This window comes from Sphingomonas psychrolutea (assembly GCF_014636175.1).
Classification (GTDB): Bacteria; Pseudomonadota; Alphaproteobacteria; order Sphingomonadales; family Sphingomonadaceae; genus Sphingomonas; species Sphingomonas psychrolutea.
In genome coordinates, this window is record NZ_BMDW01000004.1 from 120,420 (window position 1) to 135,325 (window position 14,906).

General features: G+C 66.2%; 12 protein-coding genes. 2 read left to right on the forward strand and 10 right to left on the reverse strand.

What is annotated here, in order from left to right; genetic code table 11:
- The first annotated feature begins 17 nt into the window (after nucleotides 1-17).
- Complete coding sequence (locus tag IEV62_RS04820) at nucleotides 18-854, forward strand: TonB family protein (RefSeq protein WP_188445731.1); 837 nt, start codon at nucleotides 18-20, stop codon at nucleotides 852-854.
- Nucleotides 855-969: 115 nt separating this feature from the next.
- Here the strand turns inward: IEV62_RS04820 and IEV62_RS04825 are convergent, their stop codons facing one another.
- Entirely contained in the window at nucleotides 970-1,656 is a 687-nt protein-coding gene (locus IEV62_RS04825) for an aspartate/glutamate racemase family protein (protein ID WP_188445732.1), read from the reverse strand.
- 135 nt (nucleotides 1,657-1,791) lie between these two features.
- On the opposite strand from IEV62_RS04825, the gene IEV62_RS04830 reads away from it, so the two are divergent.
- Nucleotides 1,792-3,030, forward strand: coding sequence for a glutamate carboxypeptidase (locus IEV62_RS04830; RefSeq protein ID WP_188445733.1), 1,239 nt, complete (start codon nucleotides 1,792-1,794; stop codon nucleotides 3,028-3,030).
- A gap of 3 nt (nucleotides 3,031-3,033) precedes the next feature.
- Here the strand turns inward: IEV62_RS04830 and IEV62_RS04835 are convergent, their stop codons facing one another.
- From IEV62_RS04835 to murB, 9 genes are all read right to left on the reverse strand, one after another.
- Nucleotides 3,034-4,182: a DUF1501 domain-containing protein gene (locus IEV62_RS04835; protein ID WP_188445734.1), complete on the reverse strand. Its 1,149-nt coding sequence runs from the start codon at nucleotides 4,180-4,182 to the stop codon at nucleotides 3,034-3,036.
- Nucleotides 4,183-4,186: 4 nt separating this feature from the next.
- A complete protein-coding gene (locus tag IEV62_RS04840) occupies nucleotides 4,187-5,677 on the reverse strand; it encodes a DUF1800 domain-containing protein (RefSeq protein ID WP_188445735.1) in 1,491 nt (496 codons plus the stop codon).
- A gap of 87 nt (nucleotides 5,678-5,764) precedes the next feature.
- Nucleotides 5,765-6,937, reverse strand: coding sequence for a deoxyguanosinetriphosphate triphosphohydrolase (locus tag IEV62_RS04845; RefSeq protein WP_188445736.1), 1,173 nt, complete (start codon nucleotides 6,935-6,937; stop codon nucleotides 5,765-5,767).
- A 16-nt stretch (nucleotides 6,938-6,953) separates the two neighbouring features.
- The gene (locus IEV62_RS04850; RefSeq protein WP_188445737.1) at nucleotides 6,954-8,897 is read right to left on the reverse strand and encodes an SPOR domain-containing protein; all 1,944 of its coding nucleotides are present in this window, start codon (nucleotides 8,895-8,897) and stop codon (nucleotides 6,954-6,956) included.
- Between the two features lie 124 nt (nucleotides 8,898-9,021).
- Nucleotides 9,022-10,485 carry a cell division protein FtsZ gene (ftsZ, locus tag IEV62_RS04855; protein ID WP_188445738.1) on the reverse strand — a complete coding sequence of 488 codons (1,464 nt, stop codon included), beginning with the start codon at nucleotides 10,483-10,485 and terminating at the stop codon, nucleotides 9,022-9,024.
- 113 nt (nucleotides 10,486-10,598) lie between these two features.
- Entirely contained in the window at nucleotides 10,599-11,861 is a 1,263-nt protein-coding gene (gene ftsA, locus IEV62_RS04860; RefSeq protein ID WP_188445739.1) for a cell division protein FtsA, read from the reverse strand.
- Between the two features lie 25 nt (nucleotides 11,862-11,886).
- Nucleotides 11,887-12,825 carry a cell division protein FtsQ/DivIB gene (locus IEV62_RS04865; RefSeq protein ID WP_188445740.1) on the reverse strand — a complete coding sequence of 313 codons (939 nt, stop codon included), beginning with the start codon at nucleotides 12,823-12,825 and terminating at the stop codon, nucleotides 11,887-11,889.
- On the reverse strand, nucleotides 12,822-13,733 hold the full coding sequence (locus IEV62_RS04870; RefSeq protein ID WP_188445809.1) for a D-alanine--D-alanine ligase: 912 nt from the start codon (nucleotides 13,731-13,733) through the stop codon (nucleotides 12,822-12,824). Before IEV62_RS04870 ends, IEV62_RS04865 begins: the two co-directional genes overlap by 4 nt.
- Before the next feature lie 137 nt (nucleotides 13,734-13,870).
- Complete coding sequence (gene murB, locus IEV62_RS04875; RefSeq protein ID WP_373868544.1) at nucleotides 13,871-14,860, reverse strand: UDP-N-acetylmuramate dehydrogenase; 990 nt, start codon at nucleotides 14,858-14,860, stop codon at nucleotides 13,871-13,873.
- Nucleotides 14,861-14,906 lie beyond the last annotated feature (46 nt).

Genomic DNA, 14,906 nt, shown 5'->3' on the forward strand with positions numbered 1-14,906 from the left:
TCGATCGGAGAGGTCTAGTGACGGGAATCGCCTTCTCGACAGCAATCATCAGCCTGCTGGCTGCCCCCAATATTGCACAACACGATGTGCTGAACCCAGCCGGCCAGTGGCGGGTTACGACGATCGACTCGCGCTGCGTTATGGCGCGTCAGTTTGGATCGGGCGATGCCCGCACGACGGTGGCGATCTCCCCTGATGTCGCCACCGGTGAGGCCGCTGTTGCGCTTTCCCAAGTCGCGGTGGGCCAGAGAAACGCGCGCGTGACGCGTGTTCTTCTCCCAGCGGCGAAGCTCGCTGCCATGACATCAGATTCTCCGATCACCTTGGAGTCCAAGGATGGACAGCTTGTAACATTAGCGTCGGATGGCCTTGCCGACGCGGTGAAGGCAGCCGACACATGCCGTGCCAGCCTGCGACAGACGTGGGGAATCGACGACGCTTCGGTGGCGCAGGTCGCGATCGCGGCAACCGGGAAACTGGGGCTCGAATATTGGGAGCGTCCGGCAGACCCCGGTTATGACGGCACGCTAAACGTCATGACCTTGTTGCTGGCGGTCGACTCGGAAGGGCGTATCGCCGATTGCCGCGTGGTCGGCAGTTCGGGGTCGAGCAAGATCGATCGTGCGACCTGTACGGCAGTTGCAAGCCGTGCTGCGTTTCAGCCAGCCAAAAATAGCAGCGGTGATGCCGTCAAATCTTGGTCCGTGCAGCGTGTCCGCCTGCAAAATCTCAGAATCAATTTTCTAGATCGGTTTGATGCGCCGCCCTCGGTGGGCCCGATTTCGAGCGTAGGATGGGTCAATACGTCGTCAGCAGGCTTGCCTGCTTTGCCCCCCGGCCCGTCGCCGCGATAGTTACAAGGAAGCGCTTCGCGGATAGCGTTCCGTTTAGCGAATCGTGTCGACTTCGAAGGGTAAAGCGCGCGCAGGCCGCGGCGAATGTGTGCGTGGCGCCCACGCAAACGAGGGGTCAGATGCGGCTTGAATGATCGCCCAACGCATGCCGGGCAATCACGCGGGCATGAATTGCGGCGCAATCGATCACGGGGAAAGCGCTGGTCGCCGCGTCGAAGGCAAGCGCCAGGTCGGTCCCGCCGAGCAGGATCGCGCTGGCCCCTTTGTCGATCATCGCTAGCGCGGCGCGCTCGAACACGCTGTGCTGCTCGGCGGTGATTGCGCCGGCCGTCGCCATCGCGGCATAGGCCGAATGGACTTCGCCGAGCTCCGCTTCGGGTGGCGCGACCACCTCAGCGTTCGTTATCCCGCCATAGAAACGCGACTTCATCACCGTCCGCGTGCCGAGGATTCCGATCCGCGCAAACCCCAGCGCAGACACTGTCGTCGCAACTGCACCGATCATGTCGACCACCGGGAGCGAGGATCGCGCGGCAAAGTCGTGGCGGCAAAAATGCCCGGCAATCGACGTAACCGCAACACACCCCGCCCCCGCGCGCGTCAATCGGTCGGTCAATCCAGCGAAAATCTCGGCCTGCGCCACTCGGCGATCTGCGGCGAGATTAGTGAGTAAGGTCGGCGTGTCGGCATGCGCCGTCGTCATATCGAGCAGCGCTCCCGCCTCCGCAAACAGCGCAATCAGGCATCGCGTGTAATAATCCTGCGCCGCAGGCCCAATGCCGCCGATCAATCCAATGTGCACACGCCATCCCTCGCCGTCCGATCCGAACCATAGTGCGGAACGCCGCCTCGCACAGCCGCGCTCCGGGCTTGACAGATCGCGGTGGCTCCGCGCGATTGCCGACGACCGCTTGCCTGGAGATCACCGATGCGCCGAATGACCTTTTTCTTGCCGTTTGTCGCACTCGCCGCCGCCCCAGCGCTCGCTGCCCCCGCCGATCCGGTGCTGAAGGCAGCACAAGCTGCGCGCGCCGATCAGCTCAAGCTGCTCAAGACGCTCGTGAACATCGACTCCGGCACCGGCGACAAGGTCGGCGGGCAGAAGGCGTCCGAACTCGTCGCCACCGAACTGCGCGCGCTCGGCATGAGCGTAGACCTGCTTCCGGCCGAACTCCCGACACTGCCCGACAATGTCGTCGCGACCCTCAAAGGCACCGGCACCGTCGGCAAGGGTGGCCGCATCCTGATGATCGCGCATACCGACACGGTGTTCGGACCCGGCACCGTCGCCAAGCGCCCGTTCCGGATCGACGGCAGCCGCGCCTACGGCCCCGGCGTGATCGACGAGAAGGGCGGCGTGGTCGAGGGAATCATGGCGCTGCGCTTGCTGAAAACCCTCAAGCAGACCGATTTCGCGCCAATCACCTTCCTGATCGAAACCTCGGAGGAACGCGGCTCGCCCGGCACGCGCGCGCTGATCGATCGGTTGCTGGTCGACGCCGATGTCGAGCTCAATCTGGAGCCCGGCGACGTGCCCGATCTGCTCACCGTATGGCGCAAGGGCAGCAACGTCTTCCGCATCGACGTGAAGGGCCGCCCGTCGCACGCTGGGGTTGCCCCGCAAATGGGCCGCAACGCGGCAGTCGAGCTGATCCACCAGATCGACCTCGCCAGCACGCTGCCCAACAAAGGCGATGGCCTGACCTCGAACCTGACGCTGATGAGCGCCGGATCGCGCAACAACATCATCCCAGAGGATGCCTCAGCGACGTTCAGCGTGCGCGTGCGCGAGAGCCGCCAAGCCGATGAAACCGAGGCGCTGTTCCGCCGCAACGCGACGAATACGATCATCCCCGATACGAAGGTGACCGTGACGCGCGAAGTCGCCTTCCCACCGCTGCCGATCAACCCCGCGACCGAGGCGCTGGCGGAGACGGCAACCAAGATTTACGCGCGCATCGGCGGCGTCACGCTTGGCGGCGGCAATGGCGGCGCGTCCGAATCGGCGCTCGCGCACGCAAAGGGCGTGCCCGCGCTCGACGGTTTGGGGCCGGTCGGCGCCGGCTCGCATACCGAAGACGAATATCTCGACCTGCAGACGCTCACCCCGCGCCTGTATCTCCTGACGCGTTTGCTGATCGAAATGGGCAAGAAGCCCCCGGCCCGAATCAAATAGCGCCTACACCAGCCCCGAAACCGCCGTCGTTCCCCGGCTCGCCGGGAACAATGCGGCCATCGCGCGCGCGGGTTCCACCCCAAAATGCCCCGCCACCGCGCCGCCGATGAACGCGTCGAGCTGCATGGTAGGGCGCAGATCGCGGCCCTCGAACAACGCCGCCGGCGCCAGCCCCGGCCAATCGGCCAGCACCCGCCCACCGCGCACCGCGCCGCCGAGCAGCATCGCCGAACTGCCGGTACCGTGATCGGTCCCGCCAGTGCCGTTGACCGCAACCGTTCGCCCGAATTCGGTCGCGACCAGCACCATCGTGTCGCTCCACAGCGGGTCAAGCCCCGCCTGCAACGCGCCGATCATCGCATCGAGGCCTTTCAACTGCACCCCCAGACGCTGGCGTTGCTGGGTGTGCGTGTCCCACCCGCCGGTCTCGATCATTGCGATCCGTGCGCCATTGGCGGGTACCATCAGCTTCGCCGCCAGTGCACCGGTCGCCGCCGCATTCGCGCCCCCGCCTGCCGCCAAATCGCCGGTCAGCGCGCGCGTGCCCATCGCCTCACTCCACAAGGCATGGAGCTGGCTGTCGCCCTGATAGAGCATCGCCACGCGTTGCAGCAGGTCGTCCGAGGCTTGCGGCAAGTTCGATGGCGCATAGGAGGACACGTCATACTTCCCGCGCAGCGCAAGCGGCACCGTGGCCGATACGGCGATCGCCTTGGCCTGAGTCGGCGGCAGCACGCCGAGCAAGCGGTTGAGCCAGCCGTCTTTCTCCTGATACGCGCTGGTCCCGCCACTTTCGAGCACGTTCTGCCCGTCGAAATGCGAGCGGTCGCGGTACGGCGAGGCGACGGCGTGCGCGAACAGCGCTTGGCGTTGGCCGTACAGGCCGTTGAGCGTCGTCATCGCCGGGTGCAGCGCAAACATGCCATCAAGCCGGGCCGCCCCCGCGAAATCGGTCGCGAGATCACCGCGCGCAGCGGCAAACGCCGGATCGCCGACCGGGGCCACGATCCCCATCCCGTCGGCGGCGCCGCGTTGGATGATGAAGACGAAGCGCTTGTCGGTCTCGGCTTTGGCAAAGGCCATGCGTGGGGCGAGCGCGAGGGCCAGCGCGCCGGCGGCACCAGAACCGATGAAAGAGCGACGATCGTACATTTGCCTATCTCCGCATGAATTCAGGCGCGACCAGCAGCAAGGCGAGGCCCTGCGCCGGACTCTCGCAATTGGCGAGCGCATTGGTGGTGGCAGGGCTGACCGCGCCCGGCAGCAGTTTCGGCGCGAGCGCGCGCGCATCGACATTGGCCGCGCGACTGGCAAAGCGCTCCGCCGCCTCAACCCGGCGCAGCACGGCATCGGGCCCGGCCCAGCTCGCGGCGATGTCATCATAGCCAACCGGCTGTCCGGGTCGCCACACTGGCTGACCGAGCTGTGTAAGCAGGCCGACCATCACCAGCGGATCGGCGGTCTTGACGTTCAGCCCGCGCATTGCCGAGATCGTCCATTCCCACGGCGTCTTGAATTTCAGCGGCTGCTCGACCCACGCCTCGGGCGACGCGATCAGCGCGCGATATACCGTCGGCAAATCGCCGCCCGAGGCCAGAAACGCCCCTTGCAACCGCGCCACCATCGCCGGCGGCGGCGTGTCCCCCGCAAAATGCCGCGCGAGCTTGGTTGCGATATGCGTCGCGGTCGCGGGCGCGATCGCCACGTCGTTGAGCACTGCCTGCGCCTGTTCAACGCCGCCCGCCGGATAGCGCTTTCCCATGACCATCCGGTCGCCCGGTTCGTGCAACGGGGCCGCGAACACGAAATCGCCGGGCAGGCCGTCGGTTCCGGCGGCGCGCGCGCCCGGTCCCTGCCCGATCCCTGCCACCGTCCAGCCCGTCATCGCGCGCGCGAATTCGGTGACGTCGGCCTGACTATAGCCGGTGCGCACGCCAAGCGTGTGGAGTTCGAGGATTTCGCGCGCGAGATTCTCGTTCAGCCCGACCTTGCGATTGCCGCGCAGCGCGATCCGCGATCCCAGCGGCGAATTCGGCCCGACCGACACCGCTTGGTCGAGATAGAGCAGCATCGCCGGATGCTGCTCGACCGCGGTCAGCATGTCGCCGAAGCGGCCCAGCACGTGCGGGCGGATCGCCTCGAATTCCATTGTGCCCGACAGGCCGATCACTTGCAGTTTGTCGGCCGACACCGCGAAATGATTGGCCCAGAAATGCACCAGCCGCTCGACGAACGGTGTGTCGGTGATCAGCGCATTGGTCGCGCGTGCGCCAACCGCGCCGGCGTAATCGCCCCGCCCGCTGCGCTGCGCGAACTGGCGGGCTTGTTTGATGGCATCGTTTTGCGCGGGCGCGACTGATGCCGTCATTGCCGGGGATGACGGCATCCCGGGGGGCGCATCGGCCATTGCGGTCGCGGGCGGCCCCGGACGCGCGCCGGCCTGCGCGCGCAGCGCGCGTTGCTGCCGGAAATAATCGGCGAGTTCGGCTGACACCCCGGCGCTGGTCGGCGCATTCGCAATCACGTCGGGTTTGGGATCGTATCTGGCGAATTGCCCGGTCAGCCAGGCGACGGGATCGGACGGCACTGGCTGATCGGCGCGCGCGCCGAGTCCGAAGCGATTGAGGGCGATACTGGCTTTACTCATCGACGCGGTCCTTGCCTGCGCGCCTACAACGCGCGCCCGGCACGTTATGGACCCGATGTGTCGCAAGACTGTGCCAAACCCGGCGCGCTAAAATCCCTCAGGCAAATCGATCGGACCGACCGCCTCACGATAGCGCGCGACCGCATAGCGATCGGTCATGCCGGCGATGAAGTCGGCGATGTGGCGGCTGCGCCACGGCTCCTCCGCAGGTAACCGCTCGGGCCAATCGCCCGGCATCAGCGCGGGGTCGGCCGTATAGGCGGCGAACAGCCCCGCCACGATCCCTTCCGCCGCGCGCGCAGACGCCAATTGCCGCGGATGGTGATAGAGATTGGCGTACATAAAGCGCTTCAGCACGCGCTCATCCTCGCGCATTTCGGGCGAGAAACCGACCAGGCATCGCCCGGCGGCGCGTACGTCGGCAAGATCCCCAATCCCGGCGAGGCGGGCTTGCGTCTCGGTCAGCAAATCGCGCACCATCGCGCCGATTTGCGAACGGACCAGCTCACTCACCAACCGCGCCGGGGCGACATCGGGAAAGCGCGCGCGCACCGCGTCCCATCCGCGCGCGATGACGGGCACCTCAAGCAACTGCTCAAGCGTCAGCAACCCAGCGCGCAAGCCATCATCGATGTCATGATTGTCATAGGCGATATCGTCGGCGATCGCGGCGACTTGCGCCTCCAGGCTCGACCATTGCATCAGGTCGAGCGCGAACGCCGCGTCGCATTCTGCCAGCGCCCAACCGGGCGCGACAATCGGGCCGTTATGCTTGGCCAGACCTTCAAGCGTTTCCCACGTCAAATTGAGCCCGTTCCAGCGCGGATACGGGCTGTCGATCGTCATCAGCGCGCGCAGCGTGTTGCCGTTGTGATCGAACCCGCCCTGCCCGACCAGCGCCGCTTGCAGCGCATCCTCCCCGGCATGGCCAAAGGGCGGATGGCCGATATCGTGCGCGAGCGCGAGCGCCTCGGTCAGATCTTCGTTCAGGCCGAGCGCGCGCGCGACGGTGCGCGCGATTTGCGCCACCTCGAGGCTGTGCGTCAGGCGGACGCGGAAATGGTCGCCATCGGGGGCCATGAACACCTGTGTCTTGTGGCGCAGGCGACGAAAGCTGATCGAGTGGATAATGCGGTCACGGTCGCGCTGAAAGGCATCGCGCGGGCCGCGCGCAGCATCGAACTCGCTCCCCTTTTGTTCTTCGTGAAGCCGACCGCGTGAACGCTCCGGGTGCGATGCCCAGGGCGCAAGCGTCGTCATTGTCGTGCTGGTCCCGTCACTTGCCCGCCAATTTGGTAATCTTCTGCCCTGCATCGCTGACAAAGACGAAGCCTGAAAGCCCGTCCTTGGCAATCGTATTGACGAAGCTTTGCGCGTCCTCGTCGCTCTTGAACGGTCCGGTCAGGATGCGATTGGTCGCGCGCAGCGGCGTTGTCCAGCCGCCTTTGCTGCCGAACGCCTTGGATTTCGCGCGGACTTTCGTCCATTGCTTGGGCAGATCCTTCTCGTACGCGCCGCCCGCGACTTGCACCCACACGCGCGACGGTTCGAGGACCTTCGGGTCCTTTTTCTTCTTCTCCTCGGCCGCCTTCTTGGCGTCAGCGAGCTTTTTGGTCTCGGTCGCCTTTTTGTCGGCTGCTGCCTTCCTGTCCGCCGCGATCTTCTTGTCGGCCACCTTCTTGTCGCCGGCCTTTTTATCAAGCGCGACCTGATCGACCGGCAGCTTTTCCGGAAGGGCAGGCTTTGCGGCAACACGCTTGACCGGCGGCGGGACGGACGGTTCGACGGTTGCTGGCTGGGCGGCCTGCTCGGTCCCGGGCACCGTGATGTCGGCGATGATCGCCGCCAGGATCGATTCTTCGCTGCGCACCGGGGTCGGTGACGGCGGGCTCACAGCAACCGCCGGTGACGGTGGCGCAGGCGCGGGTGCGGGTGCGGGGGAAGCGGTGGTGGGGAGAGGCACCCCGGTAAGGGGCTGTTGAGGCGGCACGGTCGCGGCCTTCGGCACGATGGTCTGCGGTACGGCGATCGCCGGCGTTGTCCGCGCGACCGCGACCGAAGGTTTGGCAGCGGCCTCCGCGCGGGCAACCGGAGCGGCACGCTGGTCGAACGTCGCGACCGGAGCGCTTGGCGGCTGTGGCGCCGGCGCGGCGACGGGCGGCACGCGAACGACGTTCGACGCCAATACCACCGGCGCAGCCATCACCGGTTGCCCGCTATACGCGGGCGGCGCAGGCAAGGGTTGCGGCGGCGGCGTGGTGAGCGCGGCGATTTGTGCACGCCCGCCCGACCGACTCGCTTTTCGCGCCGCTTTCGCGCGGCGTCGTTCCTCGCGCGCGTCGACCACCGCCAGCGGGCGCGGTACCGCCGCGACGACGAGCGGCGCGGCCGGATCGGGTCCCAGCGCCGCAAGCGGCGGGACCAGCCGCGCATCCGCGATCCGCTCCGCCGTCACGCGGACTTCGCCGAAATGCACCGCAAAGGCGCGGTCGGCGGGACGCAGCGTCGGCAGGATCTCGAAAAAGGGTTGCAGACCTCCCGCCATGCCAGTGGGCATCATGCTCGTGGCGATCTTCTCGGCACCGGCCTTGTCGCCGCCCATCGCGAGGATAAAGGCGCGCGTGCGCCATGCCCCGCGGTCGCTGCGCCGGAGCAACGGGTCGATCTGCGCCAGCGCCAGCTCGCGTTTGCCCGAAATGCCGAGCGACAGCGCGTAGCGCCGCTGCGTTTCGTCGTTGGGGCCGGCCGTCAGCGCCAGCCGGTAATCGCGCTGCGCCCGCTCCTGCTCCCCGACCAGATCGTAGGCCAAGCCACGGTCGGCCGCGAAACTGCGCGGATCGCCGCCCAGGGTTTCGGCTTCGGCGAAATGCCGCAAAGCGTCGCCGGGCCGCTCCGCCGTGACGAGCAGACTGCCCTCGCCCGCCTTAACCCTGGCATTGCGCGGATCGATTCGGTCGGCGCGCGCGAAGAATGCCGCCGCAGCGGTGTCATCGTCGAGCTTCAGCGCGAGTTCGCCCGCACGCACCAACGCCTGTACATTGTGCGGATCGGCCGCCAGCAGGCGCAGTTCGCTCGCCAGCAAATCGGCATCGGACAAAGGCTGAACGGTGACCACGACGCCATAGGGCGACGGTGCCGCTTGATCGGGCGTTTGCCCGTGCGCCGCCGCGCCGCCAAGGGACAGCGCAAGGATCGAACCGGCGAGACGGAAAGTACGCATCCTGCTTCCTAGACGCGTTCGCGGTGCAACCGGCAATATCGCGCGCGGCTGGACTGCGCCAAAACGACGCACATCGACGGCAAGCGGCGCCCCGGAAACACCGGCGCGCCGCCCGAACCGCCGCTTATTGGTTATTCTGACGATGCAGGAAGCGCGGGATATCGAGCGGGTCCTTGTCGGGCGCCGGATCCTCGTCGCGTGCCGCACCGCGCGACACGCTCGACATCCGCTCGAACAAGGTTCCGCCAAGCTTGACGCGGGGCGCGGGCGCCGCCGGCTCAACTGGAGCCTCGGCTGCCTGTTCGGCAAGCGGGGCAGCGCCGGGCGACAGCCAGCGACGACGCGTCGGCGCTTCGCTCGGCGTATCGTCGGCAGCGGGCGCAGGCAGCGCGGCAATCTCTTCCGCCGCGGCAGGGGCGGCAGGCTCAGCCATTGCGGCTTCGCTCCCGAGCACCAGTTCGTCGGAATCGGCCGAAACTGGCTCGACTGCCGCTACCGGCTCCGCGATCTCGACGGGTTCGGGTGTGGCTTCGATCACCACGGGGGCAGCTTCCTCGGTCTTTTTCGGCGCGGCGAAGCTGAACGCCCGCGATGCGGGTGCCGCGGCGGCAACCGGGCGGCTCTCTGCCTCGATCCCGGTCGCGACGACCGAGACGCGGATCTTGCCTTCAAGATCGGGGTTGAACGCCGAACCCCAAATGATGTTGGCATCTTCATCGACCAGCTCACGGATATGGTTCGCGGCTTCGTCGACTTCGAGCAGGCGCATGTCGTCGCCACCGGTGATCGACACGATCACGCCCTTGGCACCCTTCATGCTGACGCCGTCGAGCAGTGGGTTGGCGATCGCCTTGGACGCCGCCTCGATCGCGCGATTGTCACCCGATGCTTCGCCGGTGCCCATCATCGCCTTGCCCATTTCCTGCATAACGGAACGGACGTCGGCAAAGTCGAGGTTGATCAGGCCGGGCATCACCATCAAATCGGTAATGCCGCGCACGCCCTGCTGCAGGACTTCGTCCGCCATCTGGAACGCTTCCTTGAAGGTCGTGTTCGCATTGGCCACGAGGAAGAGATTCTGGTTGGGGATGACGATCAGCGTATCGACATATTTTTGCAGTTCTTCGATGCCCGCATCGGCCGCCTTCGCACGACGGTTGCCCTCGAACGCGAACGGCTTGGTCACGACGCCGACCGTCAAAATGCCCATGTCGCGCGCCGCCTTGGCGATGACCGGTGCTGCCCCCGTACCGGTGCCGCCGCCCATGCCGGCTGCGATAAAGCACATGTGCGCGCCTTCGAGCATCTTGGTGACTTGCTCGATCGTTTCTTCGGCCGCCGCACGACCGATTTCGGGACGGCTGCCCGCGCCGAGGCCTTGCGTGATCTTCGCACCGAGCTGGATCTTGTGGCCAGCGGTCGATTGCTTCAGCGCTTGCGAATCGGTGTTGGCGACCAGAAAGTCGACGCCCTGCACATCGGCGCGCATCATGTTGGCGATGGCGTTGCCGCCCGCGCCGCCCACACCGATCACGGCGATCCGCGGCGTCAGTTCATCGACTTCAGGCGGCAGAAATTCGATGCTCATATCCGGTCTCCAATTGCGCCCCCATACCCCGGCGCTTAACATGTACGTAACGCTGTTCTGCACCATCGGTAGCGGACGTTCCAGCGCCAACAATCAATTCCTGTCGTAATTCTTTAATAATTTGCTCTGGCGGCCGCGATCAAACGGCGAAACAGCGCAAAACCCTTCGGCCGGTGCACCAATTGCTGCTTGCTTGACAGCGCGCGCAGGTCGACCGGGTCGGCTGCGGCATAGAAAGCCAGCCCGGCAAGCGTCGTGAAAGCGGGTGTCGCATGCGCCTCGGGCATGCCGGTCAGCCCGCGCGGACGACCGATCCGCACCGACCGCCCCAGCGCCTGCTGCGCATAATCGGCGATGCCCTTCAGCTCTGCGCCGCCGCCGGTCAGCACCACTTGCCGCCCGACCGGTCCCTCAAACTTCAGCTCGGCCAGCGCCTTGCCAACTTCGCCGATCAAATGGTCGAGCCGCTGGCGGATCACCGCGATCAACTGCGCCTTGGTAATGCGCGTACCATCGTTCGCATCATCCTCGGTCGAGATTGGCGCAACGTCGATCATTTCGTGATTGTCGCGTGGCGATGCGTTGGCGGAGCCATGGACGCACTTCATCCGCTCGGCCTGCGCGCGACGCGTACCGAAGGCCGACGCGATGTCGTCGGTAATATCCTGCGCGCCGATCGGGATCGACAGCAAACCGACCAGCATCCCGCCGGCGAACAGCGAGACGTTGGTGATCCCCGCCCCCAGTTCGACCAGCGCAACGCCGAGCTCGCGCTCCTCATCGCTCAAACACGCCATGCCGGTCGCGACGGGCGACGCGATGATCGCCTTCACTTCGAGATGCGCGTTCGCCACGCACAGCCCGAGGTTACGGACCGGCGATCCGTCGGCGGCAACGACATGGATATGCACGCCGAGCCGGTCGGCATGGAGTCCCAAGGGCCGCTTCACCCCGGTCAAGCCGTCGAGCGTGTAGAGCGCCGGTTGGGCGTGCAGCACCATCCGCCCTTGTGGATCGATCGAGTCCCGACCGGCCTGGAGCAAGGCATCGATGTCGGACTGCTCGACGCGGTGCCCGCCCAGCTCGAACTCGATCGAGGCGACGTCCGACACCAGCCCACCCGCCGAAAAGCTCACCCACACATTCTCGATATTGGTGCCCGCAATTCGCTCGGCCTGCTCGACCGCTTCGCGCACCGCGACTTCGGTCGCGGCGGCGTCGGCGATATAGCCGCGTTTGACACCACGGCTCTCGCGCTGGCCGGTGCCGAGCACGATCAGCTCGCCACCATCGCCCTTTTGCGCGATCATGGCGGAGACCTTCGACGACCCGATGTCGAGTGCGGTGATCAATCCTTCGGGTGCCCTGTTCGCCATAGTCTGTACCTTCGTTACCCGGTTGTTACCCTTGCGCCTGCGCGCCGGTCTGCTTTGCTTCGATCACCGCCGGTTTCGCATCGGCGGCCGGATCGGTAATCGCCTTGTTGGTCGTCACCCCCGGCTTGCGCGCCACCAGCCGCGAGGGATCGCGCATGTCGAACCCGACCCAACCCTTGCCAAGCAAGGGCCGCACTCCGTCCATCTGCGCAAATTTGATCAACGCCTTGCTCGCCTCGACGTCCCCTTGCGGCAAGGCCAGCGTCTCGCCGCTTTCGAAGGTCAGCGTCCAGCGCCGATTGCCGACCCACGTCGCCGCCTTCACCTGGCCACGCAGCGCAGGCGCCACGTCGAGCAATTGCCGATAGGCCGGCTCCTGTTCGTTAGCATGCGCGCCGATCACAAGCGGCAGATCGGGCATCGCCTCGGGGTCGACCGGCTCCAGCCACGTCCCGTTCGCCGCGATCAGCGACAATTTGCCATCCTTCTGCCAGATCGCCGACGGCTGGCGCTCGACGATATGGACGATCAGCGTATCGGGCAACCGTCGCGAGACATGCGCATCCTCGATCCAGCCGCTGTGCGCGACCAGATCCTGACGAATTTTCTCCAGGCTTACCAGCGGCATCGCCATCGACGGCTGGTTCGCCGCGATTTTGTAGATGACATTGTGGTCCATCCGGTTGAGCCCGGTGATCTGGATATTGGTCACGCGGAATCCAGCCTGGCCAATCTCCTCGCCGATCGCCGATCCGACCATCCCCGGAACGCCGAAGACTGTCGCTGTCGCCAGCGTAACCGCGCCAACCACGCCCATGATCGACCAGGTCGCGAGCCGCCGCAGCGTTGTTTCGCTCACTGGCAGCGCCGTGATCATCCGGTCGATTGCCGATACCTTGGGCGGCGCACGCCGTTTCGGCTGGACCGGGCGGCGCGCGGTGCCGCGTTTGATCGTGGCGCTCACTGAAGGGCCTCCTCGATGATGTTTTGGACGAGTTCCGGGTACGAAATGCCGCAATGCCGCGCTTGTTCGGGCACCAGGCTGAGCGGCGTCATGCCCGGCTGGGTATTAACCTCGAGCAGGAACAGGCCTTCGAGTCCGGCTTCGTCATCCCAACGAAAATCCGAACGCGACGTGCCCTTGCAGCCGAGCAAGCGATGCGCGTCGCGCGCAATGCGCTGGCACGCCGCAGTGATCTCATCGGGAATGGCGGCGGGGAAGATATGCTCGGTCATCCCGTCGGTATATTTCGATTGGTAATCGTACCAGCCGGTCTTGGGCCGGAGCTCGGTGACGCCGAGTGCGACGTCGCCCAACACCGCCGTCGTCAGTTCCCGCCCGCGGATATACGGTTCGGCGAGCAGTTCCTCGAATTCGGCCCACGGCCCCGGCGTGGTGCGCGCGATCGGATTGCCGTAATTGCCCTCTGTCGTGACGATCGCCACGCCGACCGACGAGCCTTCATTGACCGGTTTGAGCACATAAGGGCGTGGCAACGGGTCGCCCGCATAGAGGCTCGCCGACTTGACGATCCGCCCGCCGGGCATGGGAATTCCGGCGGGGACCAGCAGCAGCTTAGTGAGCTGTTTGTCGATCGCGATCACCGAAGTTGCGAGGCCCGAATGGGTGTATTTCAGCCCCATCAGGTCGAGCATGCCCTGCACCGACCCATCCTCCCCCGGCGTCCCGTGCAGCGCGTTGAACACAACATCGGGTGCCGCTTCGGTAAGTTTCGCGGCGACATCCCGCCCCATGTCGATCCGCGTGACACGGTAGCCAAGGCTCTCGCACGCCTCGGCAACGCCAGCACCCGACGACAACGAAACCTCGCGCTCGGCCGACCAGCCGCCCATCAGGACCGCGACGTGCAGTTTCTCCCTCTCCACTTCAGGGGAGTGCCGGGCGGGATCGTCCCCCGGACGATCCTGAACCGTGCGGGGCACGGTTCACCCGCCGCTGGTGGCCGAGCGCAGCGAGGTCGGGAGAGGGGCAGTCTGTGACGTAGCGCTCATGACTGCCCCTCTCCCCGACCCTCTCCCCTGAAGGGGAGAGGGAGATTTTCGCCCACCCGCTGAATTTCCCATTCCAGCGTCACGCCAGAAGCGGCAAGCACGCGCGTGCGCACTTCCTCGCCCAGCGCCTCGATCTCGGCGCTCGTGGCATTCCCCAAGTTGAGCAGGAAATTGCAATGCTTCTCGCTCACCTGCGCATCACCGATCCGCAAGCCCCGGCACCCGGCAGCATCGATCAGCGCCCAGGCCTTGTGGCCGTCAGGATTCTTGAAGGTCGAGCCCCCGGTCTTCGAGCGCAGCGGCTGCGATTCCTCGCGCGCGGCGGCGATACGGTCCATTTCGGCCTGGATCGCGGCAGACTCACCCGGCGAACCACGGAAGGTCGCACCGACGACGACGCAGCCTTCGGGCAAGGTGGAATGGCGATAGGTGTAGCCAAGCGCTTCGAGCGGCAACGTCTGCCGCTCGCCCGAGCGCAGGACCACGTCGCACTCGACCAGAATGTCCTTGGTCTCACGCCCATACGCGCCGCCATTCATCCGCACGAACCCGCCGACCGTGCCTGGGATCGAGCGCAGGAATTCGACGCCAGCGATCCCGGCATCGCGCGCGGTCGAGGACACCAAAATGCCGCTCGCCCCGCCGCCGCAGCGCAAGGTGGTCGCATCGGTCGCCTCAACCTTGGCGAACGGCTTGCCGAGCCGGATCACCACGCCGGGGACACCGCCATCGCGCACGATCATGTTCGAGCCGAGGCCGAGTGGCATCACCGGAGTTGCTGGATCGAGATCGGCGAGGAAGGCGCTGAGGTCGGCGACGTCCTTGGGTTCGAACAACCACTGCGCGCTGCCGCCCGATTTGAACCAGACGAGCGGGGCGAGCGGGCCGCCGGGTGTGAGGCGGCCTTCGACACGCGCAAGCTCCTCCCCTTCAGGGGAGGGGTTGGGGTGGGGCGGTGCCTCGATCGCGCCTTCGGCTTGAGGCACGGCCCCACCGCCAGCCCCTCCCCTGAAGGGGAGGGGAGAAGAAGAG

Bases quoted from the DNA above. Each gene is read 5' to 3' on its own strand.
- IEV62_RS04830 (WP_188445733.1), top strand. From the start codon at position 1,792: ATGACCTTTTTCTTGCCGTTTGTCGCACTCGCCGCCGCCCCAGCGCTC.
- IEV62_RS04835 (WP_188445734.1), bottom strand. From the start codon at position 4,182: ATGTACGATCGTCGCTCTTTCATCGGTTCTGGTGCCGCCGGCGCGCTG.
- IEV62_RS04840 (WP_188445735.1), bottom strand. From the start codon at position 5,677: ATGAGTAAAGCCAGTATCGCCCTCAATCGCTTCGGACTCGGCGCGCGC.
- IEV62_RS04845 (WP_188445736.1), bottom strand. From the start codon at position 6,937: ATGACGACGCTTGCGCCCTGGGCATCGCACCCGGAGCGTTCACGCGGT.
- IEV62_RS04850 (WP_188445737.1), bottom strand. From the start codon at position 8,897: ATGCGTACTTTCCGTCTCGCCGGTTCGATCCTTGCGCTGTCCCTTGGC.
- ftsZ (WP_188445738.1), bottom strand. From the start codon at position 10,485: ATGAGCATCGAATTTCTGCCGCCTGAAGTCGATGAACTGACGCCGCGG.
- ftsA (WP_188445739.1), bottom strand. From the start codon at position 11,861: ATGGCGAACAGGGCACCCGAAGGATTGATCACCGCACTCGACATCGGG.